Source organism: Mycobacterium shunyiense (genome assembly GCF_058270035.1).
Map to the genome: position 1 here is coordinate 358,304 of NZ_JBZDPT010000001.1, position 18,468 is coordinate 376,771.

Here is an 18,468-nt window from a genome sequence, read left to right on the forward strand (position 1 = left end):
AGGCCTAACCTGTTGCGGCTGTGCGTTCCTGGCGCGGCTGGGGCAGCTCCAGGCCCAGATGTTCTCGCAGCGTCGTCCCCTCGTAGTCGGTGCGGAACACACCGTGCTCCTGCAGTAGCGGTACGACGTGATCGACGAACGGGTCGAGCCCGCCCGGCGTGACGTGGGGGACCAGGATGAAGCCGTCGCTGGCATCGGATTGCACGAGATGGTTGATGGATTCGGCAATGGTGGCGGCCGAGCCGACGAAGTTCTGTCGCCCGGTGACCTCGATGATGAGCTCGCGGGTGGTCAGGTTCTCGGCTTCGGCCTTGGCGCGCCACTCGTTGGCGACGGCGATCGGGTCGCGGTGGATACGCACGCTGGCGCGGCCCTTGGCGATGGTGTTCTCGCCGACCAGTGGGTCGACGGTGGGTAACGGGCCGTCGGGGTCGTGATCGGTGAGGTCACGGTTCCACAGCTGTTCGAGGAACTTGATCGCGGTGGCGGGGGAGACCTGGGCCAGACGGACCTCGTGGGCCAACTCAGCAGCTTCGGCGTCGGTGTCGCCGAGCACGAAGGTGGCCGCGGGCAGGATCACCAACTGGTCGTGGCGACGGCCGTATTTGGCCAGGCGACCCTTGACGTCGGCATAGAACTTCTGGCCGTCTTCCAGCGTCCCGTACCGCGAGAAGATGGCGTCGGCGGCCGCGGCGGCGAACTCGCGTCCGCGGTCGGAGTCCCCGGCCTGGAAGATCACCGGGCGTCCCTGTGGGCTTCGCGGGACGTTGAATCGACCGCTGATGTCGAAATGATCATTGTGGTAGGCGAACTCGCCGGCGGTGGAATCGGACAGAAAGATACCGCTGTCCTTGTCGGCGACGATCTCGTCGCCCCGCCAGGAATCGAACAGGGTGTTGGCGGCGGCCAGGAAGCTCTCGGCCCGCTCGTAGCGCTGGCTCTCCGGCAGGAAGCCGCCGCGGCGGAAGTTCTCCCCGGTGAACGCATCCCACGAGGTGACGACGTTCCATGCGGCCCGGCCGTCGGAGAGGTGGTCGAGCGAGGCGAATTGCCTTGCCACCTCGTATGGTTCGTTGAAGGTCGAGTTGATGGTGCCGGTCAGGCCGAGCCGGTCGGTTACCGCGGCCAGCGCGGCCAGCACCGTGAAGGTGTCGGGGCGTCCCACCACGTCGAGGTCGTAGATCTGGCCGCCCTGTTCACGTAGACGCAGCCCCTCGGCCAGGAACATGAAGTCGAACTTGCCGCGCTCGGCGGCCTGCGCGAACTTCACGAACGAATCGAACTCGATGTGGCTGCCGGATTCGGGGTCGCTCCACACCGTGGTGTTGTTGACCCCGGGGAAGTGCGCGGCCAGATGAATCTGCTTGACGGGCTTGCTCATGCGCGTGTCCTGTCGACGTCAGACGGTGCTGTAGCGGTTGGCGGGGCGGGGTAGGCCCAGCAGGCCGCGAAGGGTGGATGCTTCGTAAGACTGGCGGAACATGCCGCGGCGCTGCAGCTCGGGGACCAACACTTCGGTGATCTGCTGCAGGTCGTGCGGGAGTGCGGCCGGACGCAACCGGAAACCCGTGGCACCGGCGGTATGCCAGCCTTCCAGCAGGTCGGCGAGCTGCGCTGGCGTTCCGACGAAAATCTCAGCGTCACTGCGGTATTCGACTCCGGCGAGTTCGTCGAGGCGTTCGCGTCGTGCGCGTGCCGCGCCAGGCGTGTCGTCAAGGAATACCACCAGGTCGGCGAACACCCGCACCGCAGCGGCATCGGCAGGTCGCGATGCGGCGATGGTATCGATGAGAGCGGTGACCTCATCGGTGCTGTGCGGGGTGACGAAGGCGACATCGGCGCTGCCGGCGATGAGTCGGTAGGCGGGGTCGACGTGGCCGAGCGCGGCGACGACAGGCTGCCCCTGCGGCGGCCGCGGGGTGATCGAGGGGCCTTTGACGGAGAACGAGGCGCCCTGGAAATCGATGTAGTGCAGCTTGTTCCGATCGATGAATCGTCCGGTGGCCACGTCGCGTATCTCGGCGTCGTCCTCCCAGCTGTCCCACAGCCGACGCAACACCTCCACGTAGTCGCCCGCCTCGTCGAACAACTCTGCACTCAGCACCGAACGCTCCTCGGGCAGGCGGCGTCGGCCGAAATGCGCTGCGGCATCCCGACGGGAGGCCACCTGGACCCGCACCCCGGCGCGGCCGGTGCTGACGTAGTCGAGGGTGGCGATCGCCTTGGACGCGTGGAACGGCTCGGTATGGGTGGTGATGACGGTGGGCACCAGACCGATGTGGCGGGTGCGGGGTGCGACGCGGGACGCGATCAGTACGGCGTCGAGGCGTCCGCGTATCCGGTCGGTGCGGTCATCGGGGCGGAAGGGATGGTCGGACTGGAGGGTGAGTCCGTCTTCGATCGTGACGAAATCGAGCAGGCCGCGTTCGGCCTGGCTGACGAGGTCCGTCCAGTACCGCGGGGTGAGTGTTTCGGCAGGGCGGGCCAGCGGCTCGCGCCAGGAAGCCGGGTGCCAGCCGGTGCCATCGAGTGCGACGGCGAGGTGCAGTGGAGTGCCCATCGACGGTTCTCACTTTCAGTCGCGGTCTCTGGCGTCAACGCGAGCTCACACCCGGGTAATCCCGGGCGGGAGCTGTCGCGAGTGTCCAACCCAGTCTGACCTGCCTGAAGAGATCGACGCAGGGTGATGCGAAAGTGCGTGCGGTCGCTTTTCAGGGACCTCGGGCGGCGAACGGCCGGGCGGACGATGTGTCAGCCCCCCGTTCGGACACAACGGACTACTGCTGAGCTGTGGTTGCCCGCCGGCGTGCAGATTTGATGGAGTCTGACAGCGTCCAGAAGGAGAGTCCGAGTAGGGGGATGTCTTTCAGCAGGAACTCGCCTGTCATGGACAACGCGGGAAACCCGCCGCCCTTGGGTTCGGTGACTCCGGGAGTGGTGAACAGAAAGCTGACAGTGGCGAGGAAGAGCAGTATCGCCAGCAAGCTGCCGGCTATCGACAGCTTCGGCGCGAGTGGCTTGATCGCGATGAGTGCGGCCGCGGTCAGCTCGAACACGCCGAGCAGCGCAGAGAACGGGTAAACCGGAAGAAAGTTGTACAGCCAACCCATGAACGGGCTGTGGGCAACCAGGGGCTGGATCTGTTGAGCTTCGAAGTCCGCGAATTTGAGGGCGCCGATCCACCCGATGACCACTACGAGGCCGTAGCGCCCAAGGATGGCCGCGATTGTGTCGATCGTCGAAATATTGATTGTGTCAAGTAGTTTCGTTCGGCTTGACGATGTCGTCATGGTGATCCTCTGCGAATAGGTAGTGCTGCGTGGTGATGTAGATCAATGTAGCCCAAAAAATGGGTTATGCAACCCAATTTGGGGATCGGGACCGGACGCGCGGCGGTCTTTCGTGCAATCGATGTGGGGAAATGCGTCCAATTCTCGGCGTGCAGCCGTGCTTCTAAGAGCAGTATTGGGGTGTATGACCCAGTCAAGGTGTTAAGTCGGGTGGCAGGCAGTCGACCGAGTGTGAGAGCGATCTTCGCGGGTCGCTGGGAATGTCCTAGCGGTTCTACAGGTCCAAGACCAGGTCGCTGGCCGGCGCAGCGCAGCAGATGAGGGCCGACCCGGGTCCGGGTGGGTCAAGTGGATCGGTCACGTAATCGAAGCCGCCACTGATCACCTCGGTCACACATAGATGGCATACGCCGCTGCGGCAGGAGTACTGCGTGGGGACATCGCAGGCCTCGGCCAGTTCCAGCACGGTGCGGTGCCGAGGCGACCAGGGCACGGTCAGTCCTGCGCGGGCGAATGTCACCGCAGCGCCGGTTCCGGGTTCGCCGCCCGGAGGGTGCGGACGACGTACCTGCGCCGTGGGTAGTGATCCCGGGTTCACCGCCGGCCGAGCACCGAATAACTCCGAGTGGATGCGCGTGATCCCAACAGCGGTCAGAGTAGAGGTCATATCTTCCATGAACTTCGACGGTCCACAGAGGAAAGCGGTGGCATCGGCCGGCAAGGCGAGTGCGGCGACCTGCGCGTCATCCAGGCGCCTGCCGGGCGCCGCAGTGTAGAAGTCGTGCCGTTCGGCATTCGGCAGTGCCATCAACAGCATGGTGATCTCGTCGCGGAACGCGTGCGAGGACTCGTCATGCGTGGTGTGGACCCAGATGACGCGTCGGGAGCTGGACGTGGTCGCCAGGTGATGCAGCATCGCCAGCACCGGCGTGACACCGATGCCTGCCGACATCAGGATGAGCGGGCCCGGGGAATCGACAAGGCGGAAATCCCCACGCGGGGCCCCGACGTCCACAGCGGTGCCGACGGTGGCCGTGTGATGGAACCACTGGCTGACCAAGCCGTGAGGCTCTCGCTTCACGCTGATTCGGTACCTGCCACCCGCTGGGGCTCCCGATAGTGAATAGCTGCGTAGGGCCGGGGGTTGCCCGGGTTCCGCGATGCGGATAGTCACGTACTGGCCCGGCAGCGGAGCGGGGAGGGAGCCGTCCGCTCGCAGCTCGAATGACGCTACGTCGCTGGTCTCGCGGCGGATGGCGCCGATGCGCATCGGACGAAAGCCCTGCCAAGCCGATTGGGGCTCGGCGGGCGGATCAGCCGACAGCAGCTCATGGAACGACTGTGCCCATCCAGGGCTCAATGCAGGGATGTCGGCGGCCAGGCGCATGCCGTGTTTGTCGGGATCTGGCAGGTAGAGCATTGCGTCGACCGCCGCGACGGACAGCCGGTGCCGGCCTTGCCGGGTTTGGACGATCTGATCGCCGGCGCAGACCTGTCCTTCGGTGACAACCCGGAAGTAGAACCCTGGGCGGTGATGCGCGACCAGAAGTCTCGGCATGTCCGCTATTCCGAGGCGCATGCCCACCCTGAAACAGGTGACGCGGGGTTGGGTGACCTCGAATTCCGCGTCGCCTATCCGGTAGCGATCTCCGATGCACACGGCGTCGTCCGGCAGTCCGGACACCGTGAAGTTTTCGCCGAATTGCCCGGGCGACAGGTCATCGCGCCCCAACTCGCGTCGCCAGTAGTCATACGACTCGGCCTGATAGACCATGACTGCACGATTCTCGCCGCCGTGACCGTTGAGATCGCCCTGCCCATCGCCGTCGACATTGAGGCGGCGAACCAGAACGGGTCCCTCGACGGGCTCTTTGTAGATCGCGGTATGGATCGTCTTGCCCTGCCACGAAATATCTTTGGGCATTCCGACATTCACCGAAAGCAGCCGTGCCATGCCGCTCCTTCAGATGCCGTGCCGCGCGCTTGACGAGTCGCCAGAGGGCCAGGACGGAGGTGGGCAATTTTGGGTTTCCTACCCCCAATATCGCATCGTGGGAGGGTGGCGTCAATCGCTCGTTGATCGGCGGGCGCGGGGCGCCACGGCGTGCTGCCTCAATCGTGAATCTCATGATGTGGGAGGACGGTAGACTGATTGGCAAATGTACACCGCAGGCCCTTCCACAGGATTTACGGCCAAGGGCCGTGCCACCCGCGAACGCATCCTGCAGTCCGCAGCGCGGGTCATCCTCGATGATGGGCTGTCCGGATTGAGCCTCGACAAGGTCCGGCAAGCCGCCGCGGTGAGCGGTTCGCAACTCAGTCACTACTACGCGGACAAGCAGGCGTTGATCCGGGCGGTGATGGAACGGCAGATGGAGGTCGTGCTCGGTTTCCACCGCCAGCCGGCGCTCGGTGGCCTGGACACCTTCGACGACTTCGAGCGCTGGCTCGATCTCAACATGCGCTACCTGCGCAAGATCGGCTACACCGGGACGCCGACCTACCACGCGCTAGCGGGTCAGCTGATGAAATCTGACGAGCAAACCCGGCATACACTGGCGGCCGGGTACGAACAGTGGATTTCCCTGCTGGAGCAGTCGTTTCAGCGCATGCTGGATCGCGGCATACTTGTGACATCGGCGGACCCCAAGGCGCTGGCGATGGTGGTCGTCGCCGGCCATCAGGGCGCGGGCACGCTCACATTCGCCTACCGCCAGGAGTGGCCGCTGAATGACACGCTCCGGTTTGTGGTCAATTACCTCCGCCTATTCGCCGCTGATCCCGCCGAGCGGGTCGCACGTCCTCCGCGTCGGCAGCGGGGCCGGCGCACGCCGGTAGTGGTGATTGACGACGCATCGCAGCGATTCACGCGCAAGGGGCTGGCGACCAGGGCTCGAATCATCGACGGTGCCGCTGAACTGATGTTCCGCGACGGGGTCGGCGGCACCAGCCTCGATGATGTGCGGCGGGCCGTCGGCGTGAGCGGGTCGCAGATCGCCCACTACTTCACCGACAAGCGGGACCTGACCCGGCAGGTGATCGCGGCACGCGCCGACGATGTCCTTGAATTTCACAAGCAGCCGGAGTTCTCGGAGCTCGGCAGCCTCGCCGCGATTCGTTCCTGGGCCAAAGCTTGTGAGCGCCAACTGGAGACGGTTTACCTCCTCGGTGGATGCATCTACGGCTCGTTGACCGGCGAGCTTCTCGAAGACACCGAAGTCCTTGATGACCTGGCCGCCGGCTACGAAAAGTGGATCGAACTTTTCTGCTCGGGACTGAGTGCCATGCGCGGCAAGGGCGAACTCGTCGATCAGGCCGATCCGCATCACCTGGCGGTGGCGCTCGTCGCTGCGCATCAGGGCGGCACCATGCTGGCTTTCGCCACAGGTCACCCAGGGCCGTTCCGTGCGGTGGTCGGAGCGGCGGTCGACTATGTCGCGTCCTTTGCGGTGACCCCTGAGAAGCGTTCAACGCGAGCGACCTCGCGGCGCCCCGCCAAGTCTTAACCGGACCCGGCGTTCCGGCCGGATTGTGGATACCCCTGGACAAAAGTGGGTGACGTGACCCAGAATATTGGGTTATAAGACCCAATGATCGAAGTTGGGTGTCTGCGTACTGCGATCAATCGATGTGGACTCCCAACTCGAAGAGCGAGGATGACTCGATGGGACTGGCTTGGCAGCAGGGCCCACTGGCCTCCGGATCCGTTGGCCAGTTCCTGACTCCGCAACCGTTGCCGGAACGACTACTGTTCGCTGAACCGCTACGGCGTCGAATGCGGGTGAAGTTGGGCGACAAGTGGATTGCCGACAGTCAGGACGTCGTCCTGCTGCACGAGCCGGGGCGCTATCCGGTCGCTTATTTTCCTGCTGAGGACCTCAGTCCACAGGTTCTTGATGTTGAAGAGGTGGTCACCGAGCACCCCGAACTGGGACCGGTGCAATGGTTCAGTGCCCAGTCGGCAGAGCGCACGATCAAACGGGCCGCCTGGCGATTCAGTTCTCTTCCTTCGTACGCCGGTGTACTCGAGAACCGGTTCGCGTTTGCCTGGCGGGCCATGGATGCGTTCTTCGAAGAGGATGAGCGCGTCGTCGGTCACGCGGCAGATGCGTACCACCGCATCGACATCCGCGCGACGTCGCGGAACCTGATCGTGCGTCACGGTGACCGGGTGATCGCCGAGACGAGCCAGCCCCTGGCGCTGTATGAATCGGGATTTGCGGTCCGCTGGTACGTACCCCGTGTGGACGTCGACGAATCCGTCCTGAAACCTGTTGAGGGGCAGACATTCTGCCCGTACAAGGGATTGGCCAGCTACTACGACATCGGCGACCGGCGCCGGGCGGCATGGTCGTATACGCAGGCCTGGACAGAGGTTGCCAGAGTGCGCAACCTCATCTCGTTCGAGCCGGACAAGGTCGATGTCCAGCTCGACGGACGGTAGCTGGAACTGGAGCCCGGACAGATCGTCATGCCGCACGGCGTCGACCGCGGGTTGGACCCCGCAGAGATTCTCGGCCGGTCAGAAGACGAACGGTGACGATCCAAGCCCGGCTCGAAGTCGTCACCGTGCCGGTGTCCGACCCGAACCGGTCGGATTACGCAAGCTTCGCGGATGTCATTGATCCCGACGGCAACTCGTGGGTCCTACAGGAACGTGACTACCTCCCAACGACTACTCACGGAACGGATTGACCATTGACCATCCAGAACTTGGAATCAACACCGGCCGAGGGCTCCGACACCGGTATCTACGACGTCATCGTTCTGGGCGCCGGCCCGGTGGGGCAGAACGTCGCCGCGCGGTCCCATGCCGCCGGCCTGACCGTTGCGGTTATCGAGCGCGAACTCGTCGGCGGTGAATGTTCTTATTGGGGGTGCGTTCCGAGCAAGGCGCTCTTGCGTCCGGTGCTCGCGATCGCCGACGCCCAACGCATAGACGGTGCGCGCGAGGCAGTTTCGGATCCCATCGACGTGAAGGGCGTGTTCGGCCGTCGGGACCGATACGTGACCGAGTGGAATGACGACGGCCAGGCCGAAACGGTTGCCGCCATGGGTGCCGACCTGATTCGGGCCCATGGACGTCTCGACGGCCCGCGCCGTGTCACGGTGACCACGGTCGGCCGCGATTCACGAGTATTGACGGCCCGCCAGGCGGTTGCGGTGTGTACCGGCAGCACGGCGGCGCTACCCGACATACCCGGTGTGGCCGACGCGATGCCCTGGACGAATCGCAAGGCCACCGACAGCAGTGATGTTCCTCCACGGTTGGCGGTGGTCGGTGGCGGGGGAGTCGGAGTGGAGATGGCGACGGCCTGGCGGGGACTCGGTTCCGAAGTAACATTGTTGGTGCGAACCCCCGGTCTCCTTCCCAAGATGGAGACTTTCGTCGGTGACCATGTCCGTCAGGGTCTTTCGGCTTCCGGAGTCGAGGTGCGTACCGAGGTGACGGTCACCGAGTTGCGGCGCACGTCGCCGGCCGAACCGGTGGAAGTGATCCTGGACGACGGGGACAGTCTCGTTGTCGACGAAATCCTCTTCGCCACCGGGCGCACGCCGAATACGACCGATATCGGACTGGAGACGATCGGGCTGTCGCCCGGATCATGGCTCGATGTCGACGACACCTGCACTGTCCGTGAGGCCGAAGGCGACTGGTTGTACGCACTGGGTGATGCGAACCATCGCGCGTTGCTGACCCACCAGGGCAAATATCAGGCGCGCATCGTCGGCAACGTCATCGGCACGCGGGCACAAGGGCTTCCGCTGGACGACTCGCCGTGGGGTCCGCATCTCGCCACGGCAGACACCCTCGCCGTGCCGCAGGCATTCTTCAGCGATCCCGAAGCCGGCTCGGTAGGACTGACCTACGCGCAGGCCGCCCGGCAGTTACATCGCGTCAAGGCCGTCGATGTCAACATCGGTCAAACCGTTCCCGGAGCGAACTTCTACGCGGACGGCTATACCGGACAGGCCCGGCTTGTCGTAGACCTCGAACGCAGAATCCTGGTCGGGGCCAGCTTTGTCGGCCCCGGGGTGGTCGAATTGCTGCACTCGGCCACGATCGCGGTCGCCGGCGAGGTCCCCATCGACCGCCTCTGGCATGCGGTGCCGTGCTTCCCGACCATCAGTGAGGTGTGGCTGCGCCTGCTGGAGGCGCACCGCGATGCCGATCGATCAGACTGAGACCGGAACCCACGCGGTCGGGCGCGGAATCCACCGCGGAACGTTGCGCCGGAACTCGTCGTACTGAGCGCCGAACCGCCGGCGGAGGTGAGGTTCCTCGAAGACCGGGATCGCGATCACGGTCAGAGTGCAGAACAGTGCGAACCAGCCGAAGAGCCATGGTGAGGCCATGGCCACCGCGGTACCGAGTTGGATGCAGAACACCGCGGTCATCATCGGGTTACGGACGTGTCGATACGGACCTTCCACCACCAGGTTGACCGGGGATCCGATGGCCAGGGCGCCCTTGCCGATGCGGTCGAACAGGATCACCGTCCACACCAGAAACCACAGGCCGAACGCGATCAATGCTGCGCCCGCGATGGCGAGCAGAAGGCCCGAAGTGGTGGTCAGATCAGGTGCTTTCGCACCGGTGGTCCAGATGATCAAGGCCGGAATGAAGATCGTCATCGTCGCTGGGGCGATCAGCACCGAGATGGTGTGCCGCCACCAGAGTCGCCGTTCTGACATGTCGAGCTCCTTTCTTCAACTGCTGTTGAAGAAAACGCTACGCCTCGGCTTCCGTATAGGTCAACGGTTGTTGAACTAAACTCTGCGCCATGTCGGAGACCGGGCGTAGCGGCCGGTGGCGCACGGGCCAACAGAACAAGCAGCGGATCGTCGACGCGGCTCGCGAGCACTTCATGCGTGACGGGTACGAGAAGGCGACGGTGCGCAGGATCGCCGCAGAGGCCGGCGTGGACGTCGCGATGGTCTACTACCACTTCGGCAACAAAGAGGGCTTGTTCAATGCATCGGTGCTCGACACCCCGCAGCATCCGTTGCATCAGCTGGCGAATCTGCTCGACGAGGGGCCCGATGAGATCGGCTCACGGCTGGTGCGCGATGTCGTTCAGCGGTGGGACGGGGGAGCGTCCTTCGATCTCTTGCTGACGGTGTTCCGGTCAGCGGATATCCACCCCTTGGCGCGCAAGCTTTTACACGACACCCTTGCCGGTCCCGTGGCCCAACGGGTCTCGACGGAATTCGGTGTCGACAACGCCGAGCTGCGCGTCGAGTTGGTCACCGTGCACCTGGTTGGTCTGGCCTTCGCGCGGTATCAGCTCAAGATCGAACCGATGGCCTCGGCGAGCATCGACGACCTGGTCGCGTGGATGGGGCCGACGGTGCAGCGATACCTGACCGATCCAAATCCCTAGGAGCCTGCTGAATTAATCGGGCGTGTTGGCGGGGTTTGTGCTTGCTTGCTCGAGATGATGAGTGGGTGCAGGGGCATTCTGAGGATCAGCGTGAGTTGTTGGACGCGGAGTCGGTTGCCGGGCATCTTCTCAAGTCCGACAGCATGTTTGCGTTCCTTGCGGCTCATCGGCGCGAGTTGTTTCCCGAGCAGATGTTCGCCGATCTTTTCCCCTCGCGGCGGGGGCGCCCGAGTGTGCCCGCGGAGGTGATGGCCTCGGTGATCACCTTGCAGGCGCTGCACGGGCTGTCTGACAACGAGACCGTGGATGCGGTCACCTTCGATCTGCGCTGGAAAGCCGCATGCGGGTTGCCGATCACCGCGGCGGCGTTTCATTCGACGACGTTGACCTATTGGCGGCGCCGACTGGCCGTCTCGGATCACCCGGACCGCATCTTTGAGGCGGTCAAAGCCGTCGTCGCCGAAACCGGGGTGCTCGCCAAGAAGACACGCCGCGCCCTGGATTCCACCGTCCTCGACGACGCGGTGGCCACCCAGGACACCGTCACCCAGCTGATCGCCGCGATCCGCCGGGTCAGCCGCGAGGTCCCCGCCGCCGACGAGGTCATCGAGGCGCATTGCCACGCCCACGACTACACCGATCCGGGCAAACCGGCGATCGCCTGGAACGACAAGACCGCCCGCGAACAGCTCGTCGATGGGCTGGTCAGCGATGCCCACCGACTGCTGGGGCATCTACCCGAGGCCGAGCTCGGGCCGCGCGCCGCTGAGGCGGTGGCGCTGTTGGCGCTGGTCGCCGGCCAAGATGTGGAACCTGTTGAGGGCTCTGATGGCACCGACGGGCACTGGCGCATCGCCCAGAAGGTCGCCGGTGATCGGGTGATCTCCACCGTCGATCCTGAGGCCCGTCACGCTCACAAGACCGTGGCGCGCCGCCAGGACGGCTTCAAAGCCCACATCGCCATCGAGCCCGACACCGGCATCATCACCGACTGTGTCCTGACCAAGGCCACCGGCACCGATAACCACGAAGCCGTCATCGGACTGGCACTACTCGAAGGCGAAGACGCCCCGGTGCGGGTGTTGGGTGATTCGGCCTACGGCACCGGCGCCGCCCGAGCCGCCCTGGCCGACAGAAAGCATGTCGCGGTGATCAAACCGATCCCGTTGCGCACCCCGGTGCCCGCAGGGTTCACCAGCGACGACTTCAGCATCGACTTCGATGCCCGCACGGTGACCTGTCCTGCTGGCCACACCGCCAATCTCACTGCGAGCGGTAGCGTGAAGTTTGAAAAATACTGTGGTGCTTGCTCTTTAGTGACACAGTGCACGACGGCCCAACGGGGACGCCACCTCACCCTTTCCGAGCATGAACCGCTACTGCGCGCTGCCCGCCACCAAGCCCGCCAACCCGACTGGCAAGCCGAATACCGACAACATCGACCGATGGTGGAACGCTCGATCGCCTGGCTGACCCGCGGCAACCGCAAAGTCCGCTACCGCGGCACCCTCAAAAACGATCGTTGGCTGCACCACCGCGCCGCTGCCTTGAACCTGCGCCGGCTGCTCACATTGGGCCTCACTCACACCGGCACCACCTGGGCCATCGCCTGAGCCCGGATATCACGGTCTTGCCCGCCCGATCACCGGATGCCACGCTCAACACGGCGGGGCGATCTCGTAACTGTCGACCTCCGGGTCTGACTTCACACACGCGCCAAGGAGCGCTTGAGACGCCCCGCCCCCGAAAACCCCACTAATTCAGCAGACTCCTAGGCGCTCAGGCGTGTAGCCGGTTCAGCCAGGGGTGGGCCGGGTAGAGGCGGGTGAGCCAATCTGAGAGGCGCGTCCGTGCGTCGTGTGCGAGTCGCGGTGCTACGCGAGAGAAATCGTCCTCGTCCTTGGTCGCCGTGCGATGCGCCTTGAAGAGCAGTGTCACCTCGGGGATCACGTACGGTATCCCGTCGCGAACCTGGATGAGTTCGTCGTAGGGCAGTGTGATCGATGGGTCGCGCCGGAAGACCCACCGATCGCTGTCGTGGGGTTCGCGGAATACATCGAGGTGATACCGGCCGGTGGCCGGGTCGCGGCACCAAGTCTGGTGCAGGTCGGGCACATCGCCGACGTCGCTGAAAGACCACAGCCGGCCGTCGCCGGCCACGTCCCACTCGAATCCGGCTAGCGCGTCGGCGATGTGCCCGAAGTCGCGGCGGGGGACCGCGATCTCGATGTCGGCGTGTGACCGAGGCGGGCCTCCCAGATACAGGTCGATGGCCCACCCTGCGGCCACGCACCAGGGGGCGTCGACGTCGGTGAGTCGCTCGGCCACTTCGGCAGGTGTCCAGGGCGCCCAAAGGCGGTCGGCCTCGTCGGCGCTGATTGCCCGGCCGTGCGGGGGAAGGTCGTCAGACATCGGCGTCCGTGATCGCCTGGAGCCAGCCGTCACCGCGATTGAACATCAGACTCGGCAGGATCAGGCTTCTGCAACGGTCTGATCGGCAGAAATCATCGCGTTGGCGTGATTGAGGATGTGGGTGCGTGCGCGTGGTCGGGCGATGGCCAGTAGACAGATGTCGAAGGCGTGCAACGCGCTGGCGCGTAACTGCTCGGCGGTGATGTCACCCGCAGTCCATCGGCGTTGGAGGTGGAACATGACCATGGCGGCATGATCGGCAAGGACGTCGGGGTCGATGTCGTCGCGTAGGGCGCCGCGCCGGGTGGCGGCTTTGATTTCGGTGACGATGAGATCCCAGCCGCTCCAACGGAGGTTGACCTGATCGAGAAGTCGGTCGTCCATCAGGACGGCGCGGACGACAGCCTTGGGGATGTCAGCGACCACTTTGTCGATGGACAGGGTGATCGCCTCCCAAATCCGTTCGATCGGGTCTGTTGCCGAGAGTTGGTGTACGGCAACATCCATGGAATCCAGAGACCGTTGGACGAGGGCAGCCAGCAGGCCTTCTTTGTCGCCGAAGTGGTTGTAGAGAGTTCGAACGCTGACGCCGGCTTCGTCGGCGAGGCGACGCATGGACAGCTGCTCGACTCCGTGTTGATCGACGAAATCCCGGGCAGCATCGAGCACGTGCGCGCGGGTTCGCTGTAGGGCGCGTGAGGCCATGGATGTCACTGTACCCAGCTATGCCACGGTGAGCGATATTTGCCACGGCGATTCATATTTATAACAGTGTTGCACTTTATGGCTCTTTGTGCTTAGCATCACAACGTCCACATCAGACGATCTCGAAACTTGCGAGGGGTAAGCATGGTGCTGCAACAGTCCGAACCCGGTGCGAACGCTGTGGCGGAGGAGCCCTACATCGTGGTCTCGACCGACAGCCATGTCGGACCGTCGCTCAAGAACCAGCTGCGTCAGTACTGTGAACCGAAACACCTTGATGCGTTCGATGAATTCGTCGCTGAGATGGAACAGCACGGGATGTTCTCGTTGCGGTCGTCCAAAGCGGGCGACAAGGGATACGACGAGAACTGGTCGCTGGATCAGTCCCAGGCCGAGGAGTTCGCGAAAACCGCAGGCATCCGGAACCCGGACCAAATGGATCTGGGATTTCTGAACAGGAGCTATGAGCACAGCTTCGTTCCCGGGCTTCAAGACCCGGCAGCTCGGCTGGCCGATATGGACGAACAAGGTGTCGCCGCGTCTGTGATCTACCACGGCGGTCTAAACGGTGAGTCGATTCCGTTCTCGACCACCGGCCTCATTAGCTGGGGCGACTCCAAATACGATCGCCTCGAGGATCTCGGGGTGCGAATCTACAACCGATGGCTGGCCGATTTTGTCTCGTCGGCACCGGAGCGCAGCGCCGGAATCGCCCACATTCCGATCTCCGACCCGGCGGCCTGTGTGCGCGAAGTCAAGTGGGCAGCGGAGGCCGGGTTGCGAGGCATCAACCTGCCCGCTCCCCGAAATGATATCCCGATGCTGAACGACCCTGTGTGGGAGCCACTTTGGTCGATCTGCGAGGAAACTGGGATGTCGCTCAACACCCACGGGGGCGGCGGTGAGCACTACCCGTATGAGGGCGAGGGCGCGCAAGCCATGTACATGATGGAGACGCTGTTCCGGACCCGCCGCGGTGTTTGGGTGATGATCCTCGGTGGGGTCTTCGAGCGGCATCCCAAGCTGAAGATGGTCCTTACTGAACAGTGGATGGACTGGGCCCCAGGCGTCATGGACGACATGGATGGGCTCTACCACTCGCGGACCGGCGAATGGGTGCGCGCGGCGTTGTCAATGCCGCCATCGGAGTACTTCAAACGCAACTGTTTTATCGGTGCGAGCTTCATGTCCAACTGGGAGGCGAAGCTGGGGGTCGAGAAGGGACTCACCGACAAGGTCATGTGGGGCGACGACTATCCGCACGCTGAAGGCACCTGGCCGGACACCAGGGAGGCCATCCGGTTCACGTTCAACGATATCGATACCGCGTCCACCCGAAAGTACATCGGCGGCAACGCAATCGACGTGTATGGGCTGGACCGTGCGAAGTTGGCTGCGGTGGCGGACAAGATCGGCCCGACGGTCGACGAGGTGGCAACTCCCTACACGGTTCCCGAGGATGCGGTCCTGGGTCTATACGCGTTCCGTACCGGCCCCGGCCGCTTCATCTGACCAATCACCATCAGCGACAAGGAGACACTGGAATCGTGGGAGAGCCAACGGCGATTGCGCCACCATGCCGGACGGTGACGACCGAGGAAGTCGACCATCTGCATGAATTCGGCTGGGTTCAGCTGAAGCGCTTCGTGGACCCTGACGTGGTGCGGAAGATGCTTGCGATCGCGCGGGACAAAATGGGCGACGATGCGGACAGCAATCCACTGGGCGCTACAGCAGCTTCCGAGACCGACGAAGAAGAGCAAGGCGGTCTGGCCTATTTTAACGTTGAGCAAAGCGCCGGCCTGACTGACCCGGTCATGCGACCGTTGATCGACGAAGTGGGCAAGAACGCCAGTGTGTTGCTGCGCAGGCGCGCATCCGACGGTTCGGCCGTGGGTACCCGGTACTACACGGACTTCTTTGCGCCCAAACTTCCCAGCACCAAGGCTGCTCGTCATGGTGGGAACGGCCCGACCGCATTCCACCAGGATTTCATCACGTTCTCAGTCGACCGCTCGGGAGGGATGACTTTCTGGTTTCCGTTGGAGGCCTACGGACCTGAGGCCGGAACGATGTCATTTGTCAACACATCGCACCGAGCCGGGGTGCTGGGCGACTACACCACCTATGGCGACGGCGATGCTCTGGGCGCTTTTCCAGAGCTGCGCGATCTGAAGATGAGTCAACAGCTCACCTACGAGCTGGGCGACATCTCGGTCCACACTCACCTCACCATCCACGGTGCAGGTGCGAACACGATGGATCGGCCCCGTTGGGCCTACCTCCTGGTCACGCAGCCTGCTGACGTGTGCTGGAACGGATCGATAACCCCGAATTTCGATTCGAGTCGCATGAGCCAATGGCAGCCTCTCGATGACGAACGCTTCCCGGTCATCGGCTGAGGCAGAGCACGAGGAGACCGAAGTGATGGCGTCTAACTCCTTTCCGAAGCCGTTCCCCAACCGGAACTTCATGCAGATGTGTTGGTTGGTCCCAGACCTCCAGGCGGCGATCGATTCCTGGGCCGGCAACGCCGGTGTCGGGCCGTTCTTCTGGTTCGACGGCGTGGATTTCGTCGACGGGAGTTACCGCGGAAGTCCAACACCCTTCCCGAAAGTTCAGGCGGCCATCGCCTACGCAGGCGACGTGCAGATCGAACTCGTCTGCCAAGACAACGACGACCCAGGTGTTTTCCGAGACGTATTCCCTCGCGACAAATTCGGCTTGCACCACATGGCGTTGTATTGCCGGGACTACGAAGCCGAACGCGACGCCTATATTGAGGCGGGCGCCCAGCTTGCATTCGAGGGCAAGCTCGACGGCATCCGCACTTGCTGGGTCGACACGTCACCGACGCTCGGCTTCATGGTGGAACTGCTCGAGCCAAGCGCGGGGCGGGCCGACGGGTTCGCGGCTATGCACGCCGCGGCCCAAAGTTGGGATGGCAGTGACCCCGTCGTCACGTTCTGAAATGGCCGAGATCGAATCCCCATCGACGTTCCCGTCCCTGCTCGCGCAGGTTGTCGCCGCCCGGGCCGACCACGAAGCGCTGGTCGTGCCTGGAGAGGCGCTGACTTACCGTCAGCTCGATGCACGTAGTGCACGGATGGCGACCGCGCTGTTGGCGATCGGGGCGGGCAAAGGAAGCCGGATCTGCCTGATGGCTCCCGACGGTTCCTTGTGGCTGACAGTTTTCTACGCCGCGTTGCGAATTGGCGCGCTCGTGACTCCGATCAGTACCCTGACGACGCCCAGCGAGCTGTCACACATTGTTCGTACGAGTGACGCACAGATCCTGATCGGGTCGCGGCGCTTCCTACGGAATGACTACGCCGAAAAACTCATCGCAGCGCTGCCAGGGCTAAGCGATGGACGGGCAGGGTTGCTTCGGGTGCTCAGCGCACCGCATTTGCGGTCAATCTGGTTCGACGATGTCGACGGGTTGTCGTGGGCCCGGTCAGTCGATGATCTCCTTGCCCGGGCTGATGCGACCGACGCGCCGGACGCGGCGTTGCTGGCGGCAGTTGAACAACAAGTTGTTCCCGACGACGACGCATTCGTCGTCTACACCTCCGGTAGCACAGCCACTCCGAAAGCCGTCGTGCACAGCCAATGGGCGGTGGCACGCCAGCCACCGGTGCTGGCCACCTACTTCGATCTCACGAGCGAGCACCGCACCATGTGCTTGCTGCCGGCATTCTGGATGGGCGGCATCATGACCGCCCTGCAGGTCCTCAGCACAGGTGGAACGCTGGTGTATCCGACCACGCCCGATATGGACGAGGTGCTCGACACCATCGTGCGTTGCCAGGTGACGAATGTCGTGGTGTGGCACCTGTCAGTGAAATTGCGTGCCGCGGCGCGCACGCGCGGCATCAACCTCGACGGCGTTCGGGTAACCGGGGCGCCGCTACGGGGCGCCGATGGAGAGTTCATTCCGCCACACCTGCAAGCAGACATGCTCGGAATGTCCGAAACCTTCGGCCCACACAGCGCCGAGCCGGTCAAGCATCCTCTGCCCGCGGCGAAAGCGGGCGCGGCTGGACGCGCGGTAAACGGCATTGAACGACGTGTGGTGGACCTTGAAACGGGAGCAGAAGTCGCGGCAGGCGAGGTGGGAGAGCTCCAGCTGCGAGGGGGTGCGTTGATGGCTGGGTTCTACAAGGCTGACCGCCGCCGGGTGTTCACACCAGACGGCTTCTATCCGACGAAGGATCTCGTGCGGATCGATGCCGACGGCTACCTCTACTTCGTCGGCCGCACGGGCGACATGATCAAGACGAACTCGGCCAACGTGTCTCGCCTGGAGGTGGAAGCCGCGTTGAACCAGCTGCCTGACATCGAGCAGGCGTTTGTCGCTGGACTGCCGGACCCGGAACTCGGTGAGATCGTCGCCGCCGCAGTAGTTCCAAGACAGGGAACCGTTCCAACCGAGGACGATGTCAAAGCGGCTCTTCGCGAAACCCTCTCGGCGTTCAAGGTGCCTCGCCACATCGTGTTCGTCCCGCAGGATGCGGTGCCAAGGACACCAACGGGAAAGGTGAGGCTGTTTGACCTCGGCGAGCTGATCGCGTCGCGAATCGGGGGGTTGCCGCCCTGCGAGTACGCGACATCGTCGACGGGAAGTGAACCTTCGACGTCTCGGCCCCATTCGAACTTTCAGGAGAGCGAGTAGA

16 protein-coding genes are annotated in these 18,468 nt (G+C 63.8%); 9 read left to right on the top strand and 7 right to left on the bottom strand.

Going from position 1 to position 18,468, the window contains the following annotated elements:
- Positions 1-4 precede the first annotated feature (4 nt).
- The 4 genes from AC4ELS_RS01820 to AC4ELS_RS01835 form a co-directional block, all read right to left on the bottom strand.
- Positions 5-1,381, bottom strand: coding sequence for an NtaA/DmoA family FMN-dependent monooxygenase (locus AC4ELS_RS01820; RefSeq protein WP_499045468.1), 1,377 nt, complete (start codon positions 1,379-1,381; stop codon positions 5-7).
- 18 nt (positions 1,382-1,399) lie between these two features.
- Positions 1,400-2,560, bottom strand: a complete 1,161-nt coding sequence (locus AC4ELS_RS01825; protein WP_499045471.1) for an LLM class flavin-dependent oxidoreductase — start codon at positions 2,558-2,560, stop codon at positions 1,400-1,402.
- Between the two features lie 217 nt (positions 2,561-2,777).
- Positions 2,778-3,290 carry a YkgB family protein gene (locus AC4ELS_RS01830; RefSeq protein ID WP_463790098.1) on the bottom strand — a complete coding sequence of 171 codons (513 nt, stop codon included), beginning with the start codon at positions 3,288-3,290 and terminating at the stop codon, positions 2,778-2,780.
- A gap of 274 nt (positions 3,291-3,564) precedes the next feature.
- Positions 3,565-5,244: an MOSC domain-containing protein gene (locus tag AC4ELS_RS01835; RefSeq protein WP_499045474.1), complete on the bottom strand. Its 1,680-nt coding sequence runs from the start codon at positions 5,242-5,244 to the stop codon at positions 3,565-3,567.
- Positions 5,245-5,449: 205 nt separating this feature from the next.
- On the opposite strand from AC4ELS_RS01835, the gene AC4ELS_RS01840 reads away from it, so the two are divergent.
- From AC4ELS_RS01840 to AC4ELS_RS01850, 3 genes are all read left to right on the top strand, one after another.
- Positions 5,450-6,796: a TetR/AcrR family transcriptional regulator gene (locus AC4ELS_RS01840; protein ID WP_499045477.1), complete on the top strand. Its 1,347-nt coding sequence runs from the start codon at positions 5,450-5,452 to the stop codon at positions 6,794-6,796.
- Between the two features lie 122 nt (positions 6,797-6,918).
- Positions 6,919-7,734 (top strand): DUF427 domain-containing protein, encoded by an 816-nt coding sequence (locus AC4ELS_RS01845; RefSeq protein ID WP_499045478.1) that lies wholly within the window; start codon positions 6,919-6,921, stop codon positions 7,732-7,734.
- Between the two features lie 254 nt (positions 7,735-7,988).
- Entirely contained in the window at positions 7,989-9,476 is a 1,488-nt protein-coding gene (locus tag AC4ELS_RS01850) for a dihydrolipoyl dehydrogenase family protein (protein ID WP_499045481.1), read from the top strand.
- Here AC4ELS_RS01850 and AC4ELS_RS01855 read toward each other — a convergent pair.
- Complete coding sequence (locus AC4ELS_RS01855) at positions 9,468-9,986, bottom strand: methyltransferase family protein (RefSeq protein WP_499045485.1); 519 nt, start codon at positions 9,984-9,986, stop codon at positions 9,468-9,470. The genes AC4ELS_RS01850 and AC4ELS_RS01855 overlap by 9 nt on opposite strands.
- Positions 9,987-10,075: 89 nt before the next feature.
- On the opposite strand from AC4ELS_RS01855, the gene AC4ELS_RS01860 reads away from it, so the two are divergent.
- Complete coding sequence (locus AC4ELS_RS01860) at positions 10,076-10,675, top strand: TetR/AcrR family transcriptional regulator (RefSeq protein WP_064879090.1); 600 nt, start codon at positions 10,076-10,078, stop codon at positions 10,673-10,675.
- A gap of 65 nt (positions 10,676-10,740) precedes the next feature.
- On the top strand, positions 10,741-12,288 hold the full coding sequence (locus tag AC4ELS_RS01865) for an IS1182 family transposase (RefSeq protein ID WP_499045488.1): 1,548 nt from the start codon (positions 10,741-10,743) through the stop codon (positions 12,286-12,288).
- 166 nt (positions 12,289-12,454) lie between these two features.
- On the opposite strand, the gene AC4ELS_RS01870 is transcribed toward AC4ELS_RS01865, so the two are convergent.
- Together AC4ELS_RS01870 and AC4ELS_RS01875 are read right to left on the bottom strand one after the other, a co-directional pair.
- Positions 12,455-13,087, bottom strand: a complete 633-nt coding sequence (locus AC4ELS_RS01870; protein WP_499045491.1) for a nucleotidyltransferase domain-containing protein — start codon at positions 13,085-13,087, stop codon at positions 12,455-12,457.
- Between the two features lie 60 nt (positions 13,088-13,147).
- Positions 13,148-13,792 carry a TetR/AcrR family transcriptional regulator gene (locus tag AC4ELS_RS01875; protein WP_499045494.1) on the bottom strand — a complete coding sequence of 215 codons (645 nt, stop codon included), beginning with the start codon at positions 13,790-13,792 and terminating at the stop codon, positions 13,148-13,150.
- Positions 13,793-13,936: 144 nt separating this feature from the next.
- Between AC4ELS_RS01875 and AC4ELS_RS01880 the strand changes: the two genes are divergently transcribed.
- The 4 genes from AC4ELS_RS01880 to AC4ELS_RS01895 all read left to right on the top strand — a co-directional run bounded on the left by AC4ELS_RS01880 (position 13,937) and on the right by AC4ELS_RS01895 (position 18,467).
- Positions 13,937-15,304 carry an amidohydrolase family protein gene (locus tag AC4ELS_RS01880; RefSeq protein WP_499045497.1) on the top strand — a complete coding sequence of 456 codons (1,368 nt, stop codon included), beginning with the start codon at positions 13,937-13,939 and terminating at the stop codon, positions 15,302-15,304.
- 74 nt (positions 15,305-15,378) lie between these two features.
- Positions 15,379-16,194 carry a phytanoyl-CoA dioxygenase family protein gene (locus tag AC4ELS_RS01885; protein WP_499045500.1) on the top strand — a complete coding sequence of 272 codons (816 nt, stop codon included), beginning with the start codon at positions 15,379-15,381 and terminating at the stop codon, positions 16,192-16,194.
- Positions 16,195-16,219: 25 nt separating this feature from the next.
- Positions 16,220-16,762, top strand: a complete 543-nt coding sequence (locus AC4ELS_RS01890) for a VOC family protein (RefSeq protein WP_499045502.1) — start codon at positions 16,220-16,222, stop codon at positions 16,760-16,762.
- Between the two features lies 1 nt (position 16,763).
- Positions 16,764-18,467 (top strand): class I adenylate-forming enzyme family protein, encoded by a 1,704-nt coding sequence (locus AC4ELS_RS01895; protein ID WP_499045504.1) that lies wholly within the window; start codon positions 16,764-16,766, stop codon positions 18,465-18,467.
- The last annotated feature ends 1 nt before the right edge of the window (position 18,468 follow it).